Here is a 17,531-nt window from a genome sequence, read left to right as displayed (position 1 = left end):
CCCTCCGTTTGCGCATGACGCCGGACAGTTTCGGGGGACCCGGAGAAAACATCATGCGGCAAGCGAAGACTGAGGGCATGGCGTCGCCGGCACAGGCCGGCTCGCAGCCCTAGTTCATGGTGTAGTACCAGAAGCGCGTATACTCGTCGGCGGGCACGACGGCATTGACCTTGTCGCTCATGCCCCAGGTCAGGAACTGCTGGTGCAGCATGATCTTGCCGACTTCGTCGCGATGGATCTTCACCACTTCCGAGATCATGGCCTGGCGCTTGGCCGGGTCGTATTCGGTGCCGATCTGTTCGATCAGCTTGTCCACCTTGGGGTTGGAATAGCCCTTGGGGTTCCAGGTGCCCAGATCGCCGGTAGGCGTATGGATCGTCGCCGACATAATGTTGTAGGCGTCGATCGAGGGCAGGCCGGCCCAGCCCAGCATGTAGAAGGAATATTTGCCGGCGGGCAGCTCGGTGTCGGTCTGGACCGGCGTGTGCATGGTCAACTGCACCTTGATGCCGATCTTTGCGAGCATGCCGACGGTGGCCTGGCAGATCCTTTCGTCATTGATGAAGGAACCGGCCGGGCAATCCATCGGCAGGGTAAAGCCCTTGGCATAACCCGCTTCCGCCAGCAACGCCTTGGCGGCGGCGACGTCATAGGGGAAGCGCACGTCCAGGCTGGCATCGTAGTAGGGAAGCTCGGGCGCGAGCGGCACGGCCGTCGGGCGCGAATTGCCGCGCATGATGCTGCGCTTGATGCCCTCGATGTCGATGGCCTGGTAGATCGCCTTGCGCACCCTGACATCGGCGAGCGGATTGCCCTCGACGCCGCTGCCCGGCAATGTCTTGCTCTGCTGGTCCATGCCAAAGAAGATCGAGCGCAGGTGCGGCGCGCGCATGATCTTCATGCCGGGTGTGGATGCGATGCGGTCCACATCCTGGGGCGGTGCATTGCGGATGAAGTCGACCTCGCCCGACAAGAGGGCGGCGACGCGGGTGGCGGCATTGGTGATCGGCGTATAGACGATCTCGTCGAGATTGTGCTGCGGCTTGTCCCACCAGTCCTCGTTCTTGACCAGCACGGTGCGTATGTCGGGTTGGCGCGAGGCCAGCTTGAACGGCCCGGTGCCGATGCCCTGGGTGGTCATGGCGCCGCCGGTGTTGGAGGACAGGTCGATCGGCTTGGTGGCACCGACCGATTCCTGGAATTTCTTGTCCAGGATGTACCAGCCGGCGAAATCGTTGAGCAGCAGCGCATATTTGCGCTTGAGCGTAACCACCACCGTATGGTCGTCGACCTTGGTAATCTTGGCGATCGGCTCGAGCAGGCCGGCGAAGGGAGAGCCCGGCGCGCCCGCCCGTTCGAAGGAGAAGATCACGTCGTCGGCGGTGAAGGGGTCGCCATTGTGGAACTTGACACCCTTGCGCAGGTGGAACCGCCACTCGGTGTCCGAAACCGCCTCCCAGCTCTCGGCCAAAGCCGGCTCGAGCTTGAGGTCGCGGTTCCAGCGCACCAATCCTTCATAGACATTGCTGAGCAGGCTGAGCGTGAAGTCGTCCCGCGCCGCATGCGGGTCCATGGAACTGATTTCCTGGGCTTCAGCGAAACGCAGCGTCTTGGCGCTGGCCGCTCCCGTGGCCAGCACGGCGCACGAGGCGATCAGCAGGATCTTCAAATAGGTCTTCACGGCCATCTCCCGGTTAAACGGTCCTTCGTCGGCGGTCACGACGGCGCGGCTTTATTTTTGTCTCGCGCTTCGCCACCAAGCGATCGGCTGCGTTCCGAATGGCTGGTGACACCGTTCTTCGCAGACGATCCATTCCCCTGCCCGTATCCAGTTCGGGCATTTCGATCATTCCATAAGCGGCACCAGCCGTCTACAAATTTGTACTATAACGAGTATACAATATTGTATGGCAGCGTTGGAGACGAGTTTACCCGGCGCGGGAGATGCCGCTCCCGCGTGATCGTCAGAGCGCTGTACCGCCTTGATGCAAGAAACAGGCCGCCGCGGTGGCGCCTGCAATGGCGAGCCGGGAACTCTCGGCCTGGCAGCGCGGACCGCTCTGCTGGCAACGCGGGTGGAAGGCGCAGCCCTTGGGCCAACTGCCCAGACGCGGCATCGCCCCGTCGATCTGCGCCAGGCGCTCGACCTGCCGGTTGAGCGATGGGATCGAAGCCATCAGGCCAGCCGCATAGGGATGGTTGGGCCGATGCACCACCGCTTCCACCGGGCCGATCTCGACCACTCGCCCGGCATACATCACCGCCACGCGGTCGGCGATCTCGGCAATCACCCCCATGTCATGGGTAACCAACATGATGGCGGTGTTCTTCTCTCGTGCCAGGCGCTTGAGCAGGGCCAGGATCTGGGCCTGAATCGAAACGTCGAGCGCCGTCGTCGGTTCGTCGGCGATGATCAGCTCGGGCTCCCCCGCCAGCGCCAGCGCAATGACGATGCGCTGGCGCATGCCGCCGGAGAATTGATGCGGATATTGTTCGAAACGATTGACGGGGTCGGCGATGCCGACTTCGGTGAGAAGGCGAATCGCCCGCTGGCGCGCTCCTTCGCGATTCAGATTGGGAAAATGCGTGCGGATGGTCTCGGTCAGCTGCCGCCCCACGGTGAACAAGGGGTCGAGGCTGGTCAACGGGTCCTGGAAAATGGCGCCGATCCGCCGGCCGCGGATCTGGCGCTGGCGGTGCGGAGGCAGGTTGTCGATGCGCTCCCCGCTCAGCCGGATGCTGCCCGCCGCGATGCGGCCCGGCGCCTGCAAAAGCCCGATCAGGGCGCTGCCGGTCATCGACTTTCCTGCACCCGATTCGCCGACCACCCCGAGGATCTCGCCCTGGCCGATGTCGAAGGAGACATTGTCGATGGCAACCAGCGTGCCCGTGCGTGTTGGGAACTCGATACGCAGATCCCGGACCTCCAGCACGGCCGGAGGCAACGTCGTCATCCCATCTGTTTCACTGTGTGAACTGGTCATGCCGCCTCACAATCCGGGTGCCGCCGCCTGGTTGCGGCCACCATGACAGGGGTTGTTTCCAACTCGGCAATATACAATGTAGAATACACTTGGTTTCCTCCGTTGAGTCAAATTGCAAGGCCACATCATGCCCCCATCGTCCGGGCCTCAAACGAAGCAAGCGCCGGTCGCCCCCAGGCGCCGCGGACGGGTGGACGAACGGATCCATTCGGAGATCTATTCGGCCATCATCAATCATCAGCTTCGACCGGCCACGCCGCTCCAGGAGGATGCCCTGGCCACCGCCTTCGGCGTCAGCCGCACGCTGATCCGCAAGGTCCTGCAGCAGCTTTCCCATGAAAAACTGGTCGAGCTCATCCCCAACAAGGGGGCGATCGTGGCCCGCCCCTCGGTGGAGGAAGCACGCCAGGTTTTCGAGGCTCGGCGCGAGATCGAGTGCATCCTGATCCGGCGCCTGGCCGCGACCATCACCGATGCGGAGATCACTCGCCTGCGGGCCGCGGTGGAAGCGGAGGCCCGGGCCCAGGAGCAAGGCGACAAGCGCCGGCGGCTGCAACTGTCGGGAGACTTTCATCGCGAACTTGCCTCCATGGCCGGCAATGACGTTCTCAAGGATTTCGTGCATGAGCTCGTGTCGCGCTCCTCGCTGGTGATCGCGCTTTACGAATCTCCCGGTGCGGTTCCCTGCGCCTATGACGAACACAAGCGCATCGTCGATGCCCTGGCCAAGCGCGATGCGCAGGATGCCGCCCGCAACATGGAGCACCATCTGCGCCATGTCGAAGCCCAGGTAGACCTGTCAGACGTTCCGGCCCGCATCGACTTCAAGTCGCTCTTCCGACCGCTGGGCTGATACGCGCCAGTCGGCTGGCGCGTAGGCGGCCAACTTGCCGGCATAGGGCTTGGCGAGGGGATAAGCGAGGTCGCCATGCTTGGAGGTTTTGAGGCCCATGCCGACCAGGGCCTCGGCGAATTTGACCGCGGCGCAGACGCCGTCGATCACCGGGATCTGTAACCTGTCCTCGAGAAAATCGGCCAGGCCGGCCATGCCGGCGCAGCCGAGCACGATCGCCCCGGCCTTGTCCTCCTCCAGCGCCATCTGGCACTCGGCCAGGATGATGTCACGAGCCCGCGTGCCCGGCTGCTCGAGTTCGAGTACCGGCAGTTCCGTCGCCCGCACGCGGCGGCAGTGATTGTGCATGCCGTAGTTGCGCACCAAATGCTCGGCGATGATACGCGTGCGCTCCAGCGTGGTGACGACGGAAAAGCCGGTGGCCACGAAAGCGGCCGCATGCATGGCCGCTTCCGCAATGCCGATCACCGGCGCGTCCGTGATTTCGCGCGCCGCCAGCAAGCCCGGATCGCCGAAGCAGGCGATCACATAGGCGTCCGCGGGCGGCCCGTCGCGAATCTCGTCGACGAGGCCGATCACGCTCATGGCTTCGTCGAAATGCCCTTCGATCGAGGCCGCTCCGGAACGAGAAGTCGAGGCGACGATCTCTGTACCGCGCGCAGCCACGGCGCAGGCGCTGATACGCATCGCCTCGGTCATCGACGCCGTGGTGTTGGGATTGATGAGCTTGATGCGCATGGGGTTCCTCGGACGGGGTGACGCATTTTGTTCTTAATATTGTATACGATATTGTATCTTTATGTGATTTCCCGCAGGCGTCAATGGCAATGATGGGGAACGATGCCGTCGTGCCATCCAGCCCTTCTGGGTTGAGGATCAGGATCGATCAGGCCCGAAGGAACCCTTTCACGAAGCGCATCAACTCAATCACCCCTCCTGGCAGGCCTGACCGGCACGCTTGCTGTTCATATTGACGGAATGTGGTGACGTTGCCCGATGTTCGGATGCAATGCCACCGCAGATTGAATTTCATTGTTGACACATTATTGTATACATGTGACGCTCCAGATCGTATCCGACAGAACCGCCTGCAAGGGAGATGTCGATGGATCGCGATACTAGGCCCGTCCTCAGGGTGCGCAATCTCAAGACCGGGTTTGCCACGCCGGCAGGCACGGTGGTGGCAGTCGACGGGGTCGACTTCGACCTCCATCGCAACGAGATTCTCGCGATCATCGGCGAATCCGGCTCGGGCAAGACCGTGACCGCGCTCTCGCTGATCCGTCTGATCACCTCGCCGCCCGGGCGCTATCTCGGCGGATCGATCGAGATCGGCGGGCGCGACCTCCTCACTCTCGACGAGGCGGCGATGGAGACGGTTCGCGGCAAGACCATCGGCATGATCTTCCAGAACCCGCGCGCCTCGCTCGATCCTTCCTTCACCATCGAATCCCAGCTCGTCGAGACGCTGATGCGCCACGATCCGGCCCTCGGCCGCAAAGGCGCCCGCGCCGCGGCTGCCAAGGCGCTCCAGGAGGTCGGCTTTCCCGACATCGCGCGCGTGCTGGCAAGCTACCCCCACCAGCTCAGCGGCGGCATGTGCCAGCGCATCGGCCTCGCCATGGTGCTGGCCTGCAAGCCGGAACTCCTCATCGCCGACGAACCCACGACGGCGCTCGATGTCGGTGTCCAGGCCAAGATCCTGCTGCTGCTCAAGAAACGCAGCCGCGAGACCGGCCTGCCCATCGTCATCATCACCCACGATATCGGCGTGGTGCGCGCCATCGCCACCCGCGTCCTCGTGATGTATGGCGGCCATGTCCAGGAGGCCGGCGACATCGATGAGGTCCTGTCCGAGCCGCTGCACCCCTATACCAAGGCCCTCATCCGCTCCATTCCCGATCCGGACGCCCGTTCGGACGCCATGACCTTCATCAAGGGCGAACCGCCAAACCTGTTGGCGCCACCGCCCGGCTGCCGCTTCGCGCCGCGCTGTGATCAGGCGATCGGGCTGTGCCATCAGAAGCTGCCGGACTGGCGCGCCGCCGGCCCGGGTCGGATGGTGCGCTGCCACCTCGCCGCTGCGGGTGCAACCCAATGACGCGCCCTGCCCTGATCGAGGTGCGTTCCGTCAACAAGACCTTCTCCGTCAGCAAGGGCGGCCTGCTGCGCCGGCCCGCCGCGAGCACCAAGGCGGTCAACGATGTCAGCCTGACCATCGCCAAGGGCGAGATCCTCGGCTGCGTCGGCGGCTCGGGCTCGGGCAAGTCGACGCTCGGGCGCATCATCCTGCGCCTGATCGAGCCTGACAGCGGCGAGATACGCTATGATGGAACCGATCTGCGGGCCCTCTCGCGCGAAAAGATGCGCCACTATCGCCGCCGGCTGCAGATCGTCTTCCAGGACCCGCTGCAATCGCTCAACCCGCGGCGCACGGTGGCCGAGAACATCGCCCGGCCCCTGCTCAATTTCGGCATTTCCGGCGCGGCGGCCAGCCGGCGCGTCGACGAACTGCTCGAACTCGTCGGCCTCGATCCGCGCCAATCCTATCGCTATCCGCACGAATATAGCGGCGGCCAGTGCCAGCGCATCGCCATCGCCCGCGCCCTGGCGCTCGAACCCGAGTTCCTGTTCCTGGACGAACCGGTTTCGGCGCTCGACGTCTCGATCCAGGCCCAGATTCTCAATCTCCTGGCGGAGCTGAGAAAGAAGCTCGATCTCACCTTCCTGTTCGTTTCCCACGACCTGAAGATCGTCAAGCAGTTCTGCGACCGCACCATGGTGATGTATCGCGGCTGCGTGCTCGAACAGGGCACCAGCGAGGAAGTCTATGCCGAGCCGTTGCATCCCTTCACCCGCGACTTCCTCGGAACCGTGCTGCATCTGCGCAAGGATTCGCGCTGGGAACAGGCGGCCGAGCGGGCCGAGGATCTGGAAGGAACCGCGGGCCTTATGGGAGCGGGCTGCATCTATGCCGGCAATTGCGCCGAGCGCTTCGAGCCCTGCACCCGATCGGCACCCACGCTGACGGCCATCGCCGGCGAAAGGAAAGTGGCCTGCTTCCGCCATGGCGGGCCCTGAACGTCAAAACACCATCCCAACGACAATGAAAAATCACGAGGGGAACCATCATGACGAAAGAGCATCGCACCGAACGAACGGGACCGCGCAGGTCGTGGAACGGCCTGCTGCGCGCGGGCGTGACGGCCGCCGCGCTGATCGCCGGCGCCTTTGCCGCCTTCGACGCGCCACCGGCGCTTGCGGCCGGCAACACCATCACTTTCGCGGTGGAATCGGATTTCAGCCGCCTCGACCCCCACGCCTCGCGCACCTGGAACACCTTCAAGGTGGTGCGCCATCTGTTCGAGACTTTCGTCGAGGAGGATCTTACCAAGGGCCCCGACGTCGCGCCCAAGATCGTGCCGGCGCTGGCCGAGAGCTGGGACGTCTCGGCCGATGGCAAGAGCTATACCTTCCATCTGCGCAAGGGCGTCCAGTTCCATGACGGTACGCCCTGGAACGCGCAGGCGGCCAAGTTCAATCTCGACCGCATGACGGACAAGAATTTCAAATATTTCCAGCCTGTCTCCCCCGGCCTGATGGGCTGGATGTGGCAGGACCTCGCCGGCTATGAGGTGGTCGACGACACTACCTTCAAGATCAATCTCAAGCAGCCGAATGCCGAGTTCCTGCGCCGGATGGCCGCCGGCGGCTCGGGTGCGCCGCGCATGATCAGCCCCACCGCCGTCGAGACCTATGGCAACGACAAGATCGAGCAGCATCCCATCGGCACCGGTCCCTTCAAATTCGTGGAACGAGTGGTGGGCGAGAAACTCGTCATCGCCCGTAACGACAATTACTGGGATCCAACGCGCAAGCCCAAGGCCGATCAGATCATCTTCAGAGGCATTCCCGAGGTCTCCACGCGCGAATTGGCGCTGGCCGGCGGCGAAGTGGACGTGATCGGCACGCCTTCTCCCGATTCTCTCGATTTCCTCAAGCAGCAGGGCATCCAGATCATCTCGGGCCAGAGCCCGATGATCTATGTGCTATGGCTCAACCACAAGGACGAGCATTTCAAGGATGTACGCGTGCGCAAGGCCGCCTGCATGGCGATCAACCGCGATGACATGGCCAAATATCAGCGCAAGGGCCTGGCCCGTCCAGCCTATGGCGTACTCAATCCCGGCGGCCCAGGCTTCGATCCCGCCTATAAGGACTGCAATTACGACCCCGAAGGCGCCAAGAAGCTGCTGGCCGAAGCCGGCTACCCCAACGGCTTCACCACAAGGATGGACTGGACCTTCGGTGCCGGCGCCGACGTGAATACCAAGGGCGACGCCGAGTGGCTGCAGCGCGATTTCGAGAAGATCGGCATCAAGGCAAGCATCGAGATGTTCGACAACAACACCTTCTGGGAGATGATGTCGAAGGGCATGCGCGAGGGCACCGGCCTGACATCGGCCTCCTGGGGCGAAAGCACCTTTGCCTGGCTCGACCAGATGATAACCACCACCGCCTTGCCGCCGAACTGCTGTAATTCGGGCTACTACAACAACCCCAAGATCGACACCCTCTTGTCGCAGGCCCGCGGTGCCGCCACGGCGGAGGCCATGGACAAGAAGCTGCATGAGGTGCGCGATGCCATCGCCAACGACATGGCTTTCACCTCCTATTACACGGCCGATTCCGTCTATGCGGCCCGGCCCGAAGTGAAGGGCTTCGTGCTGGCGCCGCAGCACTGGTTCGACCTCACCGGCATCACCAAGCAGTAGCAACAACCCTCCTCCAGTCGCCCCCGCTGAGATTTTGGTGTTCGTGAATCGACGCCGAAACGAGCAAAGCGCAACGATCCCTCCCCGGTTTCGGGGAGGTCGCACACAACTTGTGTGTGCTGGGGCCGGCAAAGCCGGCTCGGGTGGGGTAGCGTGGCGCTTAGGACGACCAACTGGTCCATGTCGCACCGCTCTCCCCCATCCGCCGGTGCCGCACACCGGCGCCTTCCCCGAAGTCCGGGAAGGATCTCAGCGCTCCATCTGTTCGGGTTGAGATGCGTGAATCCGAAAGCTCGATGGGGACGGCCAGATGCACCAATGAAGGGCTTTGCCATGTCCATCTTCGCTTTTGCCGGCAATCGGCTTCTCTATGCCATTCCGGTGCTGCTTGGCGTGACACTGGTGGTTTTCCTGTCGCTCCAGCTCATTCCCGGTGATATCGCCCTGACACTGCTCGGGCGCATGGCCACCGAAGCGCAGCTCGAAGCCTTGCGCCAGCGCCTCGGTCTCGACCAGCCGCTGATCCTGCAATATCTGCGCTGGCTGTGGAATCTCCTGCATGGCGACATCGGCAATTCCGTCTCGCAGCAATTGCCGGTGCTGCAGATCCTGCTACCCAAGATCCTCAACTCGCTCATCTTGATGGCCGGCAGCCTCGTGATCGTGCTGACCTGCGGCTTCGGGCTGAGCGTGCTCTCGGCGCCGCGTTTCCGCACCTTCACCGACAAGTCGGTGGTGGCTCTCACCTTGGTGCTGGCCTCGCTGCCGGTGTTCTGGCTCGGCATCGTGCTGCTCTATTTCTTCGGCTTCAAATGGAAGCTCTTCCCCATCTCCGGCATGTACAACATGATCGATCCCGGCGGCCTCGGGCAGTTGCTCCATCATATGGTGCTGCCGGCGATCGCGACCGCGGCCTCCTCGATCGCCGTCGTCACCCGCGTCACCCGTTCGCGCATGCTCGATGTCCTCGGCCAGCCTTATATCCTGGCCGCCCGCGCCCGCGGCCTCAGCCGCCGGCAGATCGTGCTGCGCCACGGCGTGCGTAACACCCTGCCGACCTTCGCCAGCATCGGCGGCCTGCAGATCGGCTATCTGTTCGGTGGCGTCATCTTCACCGAGATCATCTTCAACTGGCCCGGCGTCGGCCAACTCCTGTTCGACGCCATCATGCAGCGCGACGTGCCGGTGATCCAGGGCTGCGTGCTCGCGGTCGCCATCGTCTTCGTCCTCGGCAATCTGATCTCGGACGTCATCGTCCACGCCCTCGATCCCAAGCAACGGTGAGGCTGCCATGACCGCGGTCCCTTCCCTGGCGCCGACCAGCAAGCTTTCGCCGCAGCGCCGCGGCAATCTCTATTTCGTCTGGCGCGGCGTACTCGGCGATCCCGTCGCCCGCATCGCCGCCGGCATCATCATCGTGCTGGTCCTCACGGCGATCTTCGCGCCTCTTCTCGCCCCGTTCCCGCCCAACGAAGCCAATCCGGCCCTGCGGCTTCGCCCGCCTGGCACGCCGGGCCATCTGCTGGGGCTCGACCAGCAGGGCCGGGACATCCTTTCGCGCCTGATCTACGGCGCGCGCCTCACCTTGATCTCAGGCGTCATCCCCGTATTCCTGGGGGCGGCCATCTCGATCCCACTCGGCCTCATCGGCGCCTGGTATCCCCGGCTCGGCGAGGTGATCATGCGCCTGATGGACGTGCTGTTCGCCTTCCCCATGGCGCTGCTCGCCATCATGCTCGCGGCGCTGATGGGCCCCGGCCTCGTCAACATGATGATCGCCCTGGTGGTGACTTTGGTGCCCTATAACACCCGGGTGGTCTATGCCGCGGCCCGCCAGGAGTGCGACCTTGCCTATGTCGAGGCCTCGCGCGCCATGGCCACGCCCGATCTCAAGATCCTGTTCGTGGAAATGCTGCCGAACGTGGTGGCCGCCTCCGTCGTCTATAGCTGCACCATCGTCGGCGCGGTGGTGATCACCGCCGCCGGCCTGAGCTTCCTCGGCCTCGGCGTGCAGCCCCCGATCGCCGAATGGGGCATCATGACGAGCGAAGGCCGCAGCTTTGTGTTCGTGGCGCCCCATATCGCCGCCATTCCGGGCCTCGCCATCACCATCCTGGTCATGGCGTTCAACCTGCTCGGCGATTCCCTGCGCGACTCGCTCGATCCCAGGACGCGTCTCCAGTTGGTCAAGCACCGGGCCGATCCGGCCGGTGGCCAGGACAGGGAGCGGTGAGGCCATGCTGACATTGATCAAGGATGCGCGCGTCCTCACGCTCGATGAGACCAATGGCGAGCATTCGAGGGCCGACATCCTTGTCCGCGGCGACACTATCGAGGCGATTGCCCCGGACCTTGCGGCCGGAATCGGCATGGACGGCGTGCGGGTGATCGATGCCGCCGGCAAGCTCGCCATGCCGGGCCTGGTCAACGGCCACTTTCATTCACCGGCCAACTTCATGAAGGGCGCGCTCGACAACTGGCCGCTCGAGCTGTTCATGCTCTACGAGGTACCGCCTTTGATGCGCGAGGTCGTCTCCGCGCGCTTTGCCTATGTGCGCACCATGCTCGGCGCCATGGAGATGCTGCGCCAGGGCGTCACCTCCGTGCATGACGACTGCTTCTTCGTGCCGGTGGTCACACAGACGGAAGTCGACAACGTTATGCAGGCCTATGAAGATGCCGGCATGCGGGCCACGGTAACGCTCGACCAGCCCAATGTGGTCGAGCACGCCAAATACCCCTTCCTGAAGGATCTGCTGCCGCCCCACCTGCGCGAGCGCATGGAAGCGGTGCCCCTGATGTCGGACGCCGACCTGCTCGCCCATTACGAGGGCTTCCTCGAGCGTTGGCATGATCGCGCCGGGGGACGGCTGCGCTGTGCGGTGTCGTGCTCGGCGCCCCAGCGCGTCACACCCTCCTATTTCAAGGCGCTCGGCGCGCTCGCCCGCGAACGCGACCTTCCCTACAACATGCATATCCTGGAAACGCGCCTGCAGCGTGTGCTCGGCGAGGTCAATTACGGCAAGTCGCTGATCCGCTATGCCCATGATAGGGGCGTGCTCAACGAGCAGGCCATGGTCATCCACGCCATCTGGATCGACGAGGACGATCTGGCGCTCCTGGCTGATTCCGGCTGCTCGATCGCCCATAATCCGGTGTCCAACCTCAAGATCGGCAGCGGCATCATGCCGTTCAGGCGCCTGCGCCAGCGCGGCATCAATGTCTGTCTCGGCAATGACGAGGCGGCCACCGATGACGGCATCAATCTGTGGACCGTCGGCAAGGTCGCCGGCCTCGTCCACAACGTCGCCGATCCCGATTTCGACCGCTGGCCCCTGCCCCTGGAAATCCTGACCGCGCTGACATCGGCCGGCGCCAGGGCCATGCGCCTGCCCCGCCCGACCGGGCGGCTGGCGCCGGGCTGGCAGGCCGACATCATCCTCCTAGATCTCGACAGCTTCGCCTTCACGCCCCTCAACGACCTCAGGCGCCAGCTCGTCTATTGCGAGAACGGCTCGTCGGTCACCACGGTGATGGTGGGCGGACGCATCGTCGTCGAGAACCGCCGCCTGCTCACGGTCGACGAGAATGCGCTGAAGCAGGAAGCCCGCCTCCTGGCCGGCGAATTCGCCGAATACATGGCCCGCTGCAAATCCGCCGCTGACGAGCTCGAACCCCATTATCGGCGCATGTATCGGCAAGCGCTCGCCACACCCATCGGCCTCAATCGCTGGGCCGGGCCGATGACGCCCTGATCCACCTCCTCCTCAAGTCATCCCGAACGGACCGGAAATCATGACCACCACCAGAGTGAAAGCGCGCTATGTGATCGGCTTCGACGGCGAGCAGCACCGCACGCTCGTCGATGCCGAAGTCGTCTACCAGAACGACACCATCGTCTTCGTCGGGCGTGGCTATCAGGGTGAGGTCGACGAGGAAATCAACGGGGGCAACGCCATTCTCGGGCCGGGCTTCGTCGATCTCAATGCCCTGGGCGACCTCGACACCACCATCCTCGCCTTCGACAACCAGCCCGACTGGGCGAAGGGGCGCGTCTGGCCGGACGACTATCTTGCCGCCGGTCCGATCGAGATGTATTCAGCCGAAGAGCAGACCTTCAAGATGAAATATGCCTTCGCGCAATTGGTGCGCAACGGCATCACCACGGCCCTGCCGATCACCTCGATGTTCTACCGGCAATGGGCCGAGACCTATGACGAGTTCGCCCGCTCGGCCGACAGCGCGGCGGAGATCGGCATCCGGGCTTATCTCGGCCCCTGCTACATGACCGGTGTCACCATCATCCGCCAGGACGGTAGCTTCGATACCTTCTGGGACGAGGAGCGCGGCCTCAGGGGACTGGAGACGGCCAGGGACTATGTCCGCACCTATGACGGCGCGCATGGCGGGCTGATCCGAGGCATGTTGGCGCCCGATCGCATCGAGAACTGCACCCCTGAGCTGCTGCGGCGCTCGGCCCATATCCGCGAGGAGCTCGACTGTCCGATCCGCCTGCATTGCTGCCAGGGCATGGACGAATTCGAGACGATCGTGGAGCGCCATGACAAGACGCCGGTGGAATGGCTGGCCTCGCTCGGCTTCCTCTCCAGGCGCTCGCTGCTGCCCCATGGCGTCTACCTGACCGGCCACTCCAAGGTGGCGCGGAGGGGCGACGATGTCGGCCTGCTGGCGCAATCCGGCGCCACGCTGATCCATTGCCCGCTCGTGCTCTCTCGCTATGGCGGCGCCATGGAATCCTTCGCGCGCCTCAAGCGCCAGGGCATTCCGATCGGCCTGGGCACCGACACCTTCCCGCCCGACATGGTGGAGAACATGCGTATCGGTATCAGCCTGTGCCGGGTTGCCGATGCGGATGTCGGCGCCTGCAGCTCGGCCGATTTCTACAACGCTGCCACCCTCGTGGCGGCCGATGCCCTCGGGCGCCCCGATCTCGGCCGGCTTGCCGCCGGCGCCAAGGCCGACATGACGCTGTTCGATCTTGGTGCCTTCGAACTCGGCCCGGTCATCGATCCCATCCAGACCATGATGCTCAGCGGCACCGGCCGGGATTTCAAGACCACCATCATCAACGGCCGGGTGGTGATGCGCGACCGGCAATTGCCGGGCATCGACCTCGAAGACTATCGCTTGCGAGCCCAGGCCCAGTTCGAGCGGCTGATCGACAAATATCCGCTGCGCACCTGGCGCCACCCGCCGGTCGAAGACATCTTCCTACCCTCGTTTAAATTTGCATGAGCTGGTCGAGCCGGCCCGGCTGTGCTCCTTGATTGCGTCGAGGTTTCGTTGCCCCTCGCCCCGTTTACGGGGAGAGGGTTAGGGTGAGGGGCAGCGCAACAGCGACAGAGCGGCTGAACAACGAGAATCCCCGCGGCCATTGGTATAACTCTTTGTCTTGACCTATTTTCTCAATCGAAGGATCTCCAGCTCAAGCCGGAAGGCGTGAAATGCCGAGTGCCGATAAGACTCCAATGACCAAAGGGCACAGTGCGCAGCGCTTGTTCGCGTCCCAGGCCTCGCTCCACAAGCTCGAGATCTTCTGCATGGTCTGCGACCTTCAGAGCGTCACCCGCGTGGCGGAGCGGCTGCGCATCGCACAGCCGGTGGTCAGCGCGCATCTGCGCTTCCTGGAGGACAAGGTCGGCGCCAAGCTCTTCGAGCGCAGCGGGCGGCGCCTGGTTTTGACGCGGGAAGGCATCCGCGTCGAGGCCTGGGCTCGCGATGTCGTCACCCGAACCCGCGAACTGGAACGCGAGCTGGCGCTGTCAGGCGACGGGGAAGCCGGCAGCGCCGTGGTCTCGGCGTCCATGACGGTCGCCTCCTATGTGCTGCCTCCGATGTTCGCCGCCTTTCGCCGCACCTTGCGCGAGGGCGGCATCACCGTCCAGGTTTCCAACCCGCAATTCGTCACCGCCAGCGTCAGGGATGGCTCCTGCGATTTTGGACTGTGCATTCTGGATCCACGGCACGATGTCGATGGCCTCGGCGTCGAAAAACTATGGACTGAACAGCTCGTCCTGGTCGTCGCAGCCGACAGCTCGCTGGTCGGTAACAGCGCCGATCCGCAGGAGATCGCAAGCCTGCCCTTCGTCTCCTCCCCTCGCCAGCAGGTCCGGCGCGAGCTCGAGGAGGACGCGCTCTATGCCCATGGCATCCGGCATCGTGAGGTCGTCCTCGAATTCGGGCATCCGGAGGCCATGAAGCAGGCGGTGCGCCATCATGCCGGTGTCGCCTTCGTGCTGGAGAGCTGCGTGCGCGACGAACTCGCCAGGGGGCTGCTGCGGCAGGTCGCGACGCCGGGGCTTGACCTGCCTGTCCCCGTCTTCCTGATCCACAAGCGGGGCAAGACCTTCTCGCGCTTCCAGTCCCGGCTGATGGATTTCGTGCGGGAGGCAGCCGCAGATGGTCAGGTACCGAGTTTCGAGCCTCCTGCGGCGGTATGATGGCGGGCTGAGGATTCGTCCGTCAATAAACGAAACGAATTGGCGCTCCAGCTATTTCCGGGACGATGCCTCAGCAAGCCCGTTCGTCATTCTTCATTTCATAGGCATTTGGCTATGTATCGCTGCGAATTATATATTGGATTGTCGTAAAGCCCGGGCGTAAAACTCGACCCATGCTCGCGGGGAAAGAGAGCCCCGCGCCGGGACAGAATCCAATTTCAAGCGCGTTTCCAGCCGCTGTGCCATGCACGGCAGCCTACGCGCTCGGCCATGGATCATCCGGTACCAAGCTGGGAGGAAGTCCATGTTTCTGGGTGTCGATATTGGCGGCACGTTCACCGACCTCGTTCTGCTGGACGAGAATGGCGGCCTGATTACCACCAAGGCGCTGTCCACGCCGGGCGAATTGGAGGTCGGCGTCTTCAATGCCGTACAGGATGCCGCCGCGCAGCGCGGCATGACCGGCGAGGAATTGCTGGCTCGGGTCATCGCCTTCGGCCATGGCACGACCCAGGCGACCAACGCCGTCATCGAGCGCGACGGGGCCCGTACCGGCCTGCTCGCCACCCGCGGTTTCGGCGACACGCTGGCGATCCAGCGCCTGATGGGCTTTACCGCCGGTGTGCCGGTCGACCGGCTCGGCTGGTATTCGCGCCGGCGCTATCCCCAGCCGATCGTGCCGCGCCATCTGGTGCGGGAGATCCGCGAACGTGTCGACCATGCCGGCAAAGTGCTGGTTGCACTCGACGAGGAGCAGGTGCGGGCCGCGGTTCGCTCCCTGGCGAGCGAGGGGGTCCAGACCTTCGCGGTCGCCTTCCTGTGGTCATTCCGCAATCCCGAGCATGAGCGCATTGCCGCCCGCATCATCGGCGAGGAAGTACCGGGCGCCTATGTCAGCCTCTCGAGCGAGGTTGCCCCCGTCATCGGCGAATATGAGCGCACGGCCACGGCCGCGCTCAATTCCTATCTTGCCCCCAAGGTCGTCTCCTACCTCGATGGCATCGAGCAGATGCTCAGGAAGCGCGGTTTCAAGGGCGCCTTCTCCATCCTCAATTCGGCCGGCGGCGTCATGCCGGTTGCCGAGGCCGCGCGCCGGCCGGTAACACTGGTCACCTCCGGCCCGACCGGCGGGGTGATGGGCTCGGTCCATCTGGCCAAGAAGCTGGGCTATCGCAACCTCATCACCACCGACATGGGCGGCACCTCCTTCGACGTCGCCATCGTGGTCGACGACAAGCCGCTGATGTCCACCAATCACGAGGCCGGCGGCTTTCATATCGCCACGCCGATGATCGAGGTTCGCGCCATCGGCGCCGGCGGCGGCTCGATCGCCCGCGTCATCGACGGCCAGCTGCGCGTCGGCCCCGACAGTGCCGGCGCCCGGCCAGGACCGGTGTGCTACGGGCGGGGCGGCAGATTGGCCACCGTCACCGACGCCGATGTCGTGCTCGGCATCATCGATCCCCAGACCTTTCTCGGCGGCAAGATGAAGCTCGACAAGGCGGCGGCATCGGCCGCCATCGAGGAGCAGATCGCCAAGCCGCTCGGCCTGACCACCGAGGAGGCCGCCGCCGGCATACGCCGCATCGTCGATGCACAGATGGCCGATACGCTGCGCGAGGTCACCATCGGCCGCGGCCACGATCCGCGTGACTTCGTGATCTTCGCCTATGGCGGGGCTGGCCCGGTCCATTGCGCCGGCTATGGCGCCGAGCTCGGCGTGCCCAAGATGGTGGTGCCCGTGACCTCCATGGCGCATTCGGCCTATGGAGCGCTCGCCGCCGACCTGCAGTTCGCCGTCGAAAAGTCGCTGCTGATGCGGGCAGGCGGCGGATCGCGCGCGCCTGCCGACGGCCTGGTCGCCTCCGAGATCGCGGCGGCCTTCGCGAGCCTCGAAGCCGAATGCCTGGACGCCATGCGCCGGGCCGGGGTCGCCCGCGAGGATATCCAGCTCGTGCGCACGGCGGATCTGCGCTATCGCCGCCAGACCAACGACCTCATCATTCCCGTGCCGGCGGGCGAGATCGCCGCTGCGACGCTGGACGAACTCGTCGCGCGCTTCGAGGCTGTTTATGAGCAGACCTATGGCAAGGGATCGGCCTTCCGCGAGGCCGGCCTCGAGCTGACCAATGTCCGTGTCGAGGCTTTCGGCAAGGCGCGTCGGCCCGAGATCGCCCTTGTGGCCCCCACGGGCGAGCCGACAGTCGGCAAGCGCCGGATCTTCGAGCCTGTCGCCACCGCATGGATGGATTGCGCCGTCTATAATTGGCGCGGGCTGCCGAAGGATTTCATCGTGACCGGCCCCGCCGTCATCGAGCACCCCGAGACCTCGGTCTTCGTGGCGGCCAGTCAGGTCGCCCGGCTCGACGCCACCAACAACATCACCATCGAGCAGCGCTAGGACATGGTGCGATCCGATGGGATCGCAACCCGCCCTAATTCTTTGTTTTGACGCATT

Annotated in this window: 13 protein-coding genes; 10 read left to right on the top strand and 3 right to left on the bottom strand. The window is 64.3% G+C overall.

The genetic code is table 11. The features are described from left to right. Positions 1-109: 109 nt before the first annotated feature. Together ACR9ZN_RS02440 and ACR9ZN_RS02435 are read right to left on the bottom strand one after the other, a co-directional pair. Complete coding sequence (locus ACR9ZN_RS02440) at positions 110-1,681, bottom strand: ABC transporter substrate-binding protein (RefSeq protein WP_454818155.1); 1,572 nt, start codon at positions 1,679-1,681, stop codon at positions 110-112. Between the two features lie 283 nt (positions 1,682-1,964). Then, positions 1,965-2,954 (bottom strand): ABC transporter ATP-binding protein, encoded by a 990-nt coding sequence (locus tag ACR9ZN_RS02435; RefSeq protein ID WP_481271266.1) that lies wholly within the window; start codon positions 2,952-2,954, stop codon positions 1,965-1,967. Positions 2,955-3,174: 220 nt separating this feature from the next. Here ACR9ZN_RS02435 and ACR9ZN_RS02430 point away from each other — a divergent pair, with 220 nt between their 5' ends. Continuing rightward, positions 3,175-3,837, top strand: a complete 663-nt coding sequence (locus ACR9ZN_RS02430; RefSeq protein WP_434960927.1) for a GntR family transcriptional regulator — start codon at positions 3,175-3,177, stop codon at positions 3,835-3,837. On the opposite strand, the gene ACR9ZN_RS02425 is transcribed toward ACR9ZN_RS02430, so the two are convergent. Beyond that, complete coding sequence (locus ACR9ZN_RS02425) at positions 3,784-4,575, bottom strand: aspartate/glutamate racemase family protein (RefSeq protein WP_454818159.1); 792 nt, start codon at positions 4,573-4,575, stop codon at positions 3,784-3,786. The two genes, ACR9ZN_RS02430 and ACR9ZN_RS02425, sit on opposite strands and share 54 nt — an antisense overlap. A 367-nt stretch (positions 4,576-4,942) precedes the next feature. On the opposite strand from ACR9ZN_RS02425, the gene ACR9ZN_RS02420 reads away from it, so the two are divergent. The 9 genes from ACR9ZN_RS02420 (at position 4,943) to ACR9ZN_RS02380 (ending at position 17,474) form a co-directional block, all read left to right on the top strand. Beyond that, positions 4,943-5,938, top strand: a complete 996-nt coding sequence (locus ACR9ZN_RS02420) for an ABC transporter ATP-binding protein (protein ID WP_481271265.1) — start codon at positions 4,943-4,945, stop codon at positions 5,936-5,938. Beyond that, positions 5,935-6,918, top strand: a complete 984-nt coding sequence (locus ACR9ZN_RS02415; RefSeq protein ID WP_481271264.1) for an ATP-binding cassette domain-containing protein — start codon at positions 5,935-5,937, stop codon at positions 6,916-6,918. Before ACR9ZN_RS02420 ends, ACR9ZN_RS02415 begins: the two co-directional genes overlap by 4 nt. A 50-nt stretch (positions 6,919-6,968) precedes the next feature. After that, positions 6,969-8,612, top strand: coding sequence for an ABC transporter substrate-binding protein (locus ACR9ZN_RS02410; protein ID WP_481271263.1), 1,644 nt, complete (start codon positions 6,969-6,971; stop codon positions 8,610-8,612). A 333-nt stretch (positions 8,613-8,945) separates the two neighbouring features. Next, on the top strand, positions 8,946-9,896 hold the full coding sequence (locus tag ACR9ZN_RS02405; protein WP_454818167.1) for an ABC transporter permease: 951 nt from the start codon (positions 8,946-8,948) through the stop codon (positions 9,894-9,896). A gap of 7 nt (positions 9,897-9,903) precedes the next feature. Further along, the gene (locus ACR9ZN_RS02400; protein ID WP_481271262.1) at positions 9,904-10,845 is read left to right on the top strand and encodes an ABC transporter permease; all 942 of its coding nucleotides are present in this window, start codon (positions 9,904-9,906) and stop codon (positions 10,843-10,845) included. Between the two features lie 4 nt (positions 10,846-10,849). After that, positions 10,850-12,367: an amidohydrolase family protein gene (locus ACR9ZN_RS02395; protein ID WP_481271261.1), complete on the top strand. Its 1,518-nt coding sequence runs from the start codon at positions 10,850-10,852 to the stop codon at positions 12,365-12,367. 40 nt (positions 12,368-12,407) lie between these two features. Next, positions 12,408-13,868 carry an amidohydrolase family protein gene (locus ACR9ZN_RS02390; protein WP_481271260.1) on the top strand — a complete coding sequence of 487 codons (1,461 nt, stop codon included), beginning with the start codon at positions 12,408-12,410 and terminating at the stop codon, positions 13,866-13,868. Between the two features lie 233 nt (positions 13,869-14,101). Then, positions 14,102-15,073 carry a LysR family transcriptional regulator gene (locus tag ACR9ZN_RS02385; protein WP_481271259.1) on the top strand — a complete coding sequence of 324 codons (972 nt, stop codon included), beginning with the start codon at positions 14,102-14,104 and terminating at the stop codon, positions 15,071-15,073. Between the two features lie 304 nt (positions 15,074-15,377). Beyond that, a complete protein-coding gene (locus ACR9ZN_RS02380) occupies positions 15,378-17,474 on the top strand; it encodes a hydantoinase/oxoprolinase family protein (protein WP_481271258.1) in 2,097 nt (698 codons plus the stop codon). Positions 17,475-17,531: the final 57 nt, after the last annotated feature.

Source organism: Labrys sp. HAY1-8F (assembly GCF_056754975.1).
This window is presented reverse-complemented; position numbering and strand designations above follow the sequence as displayed.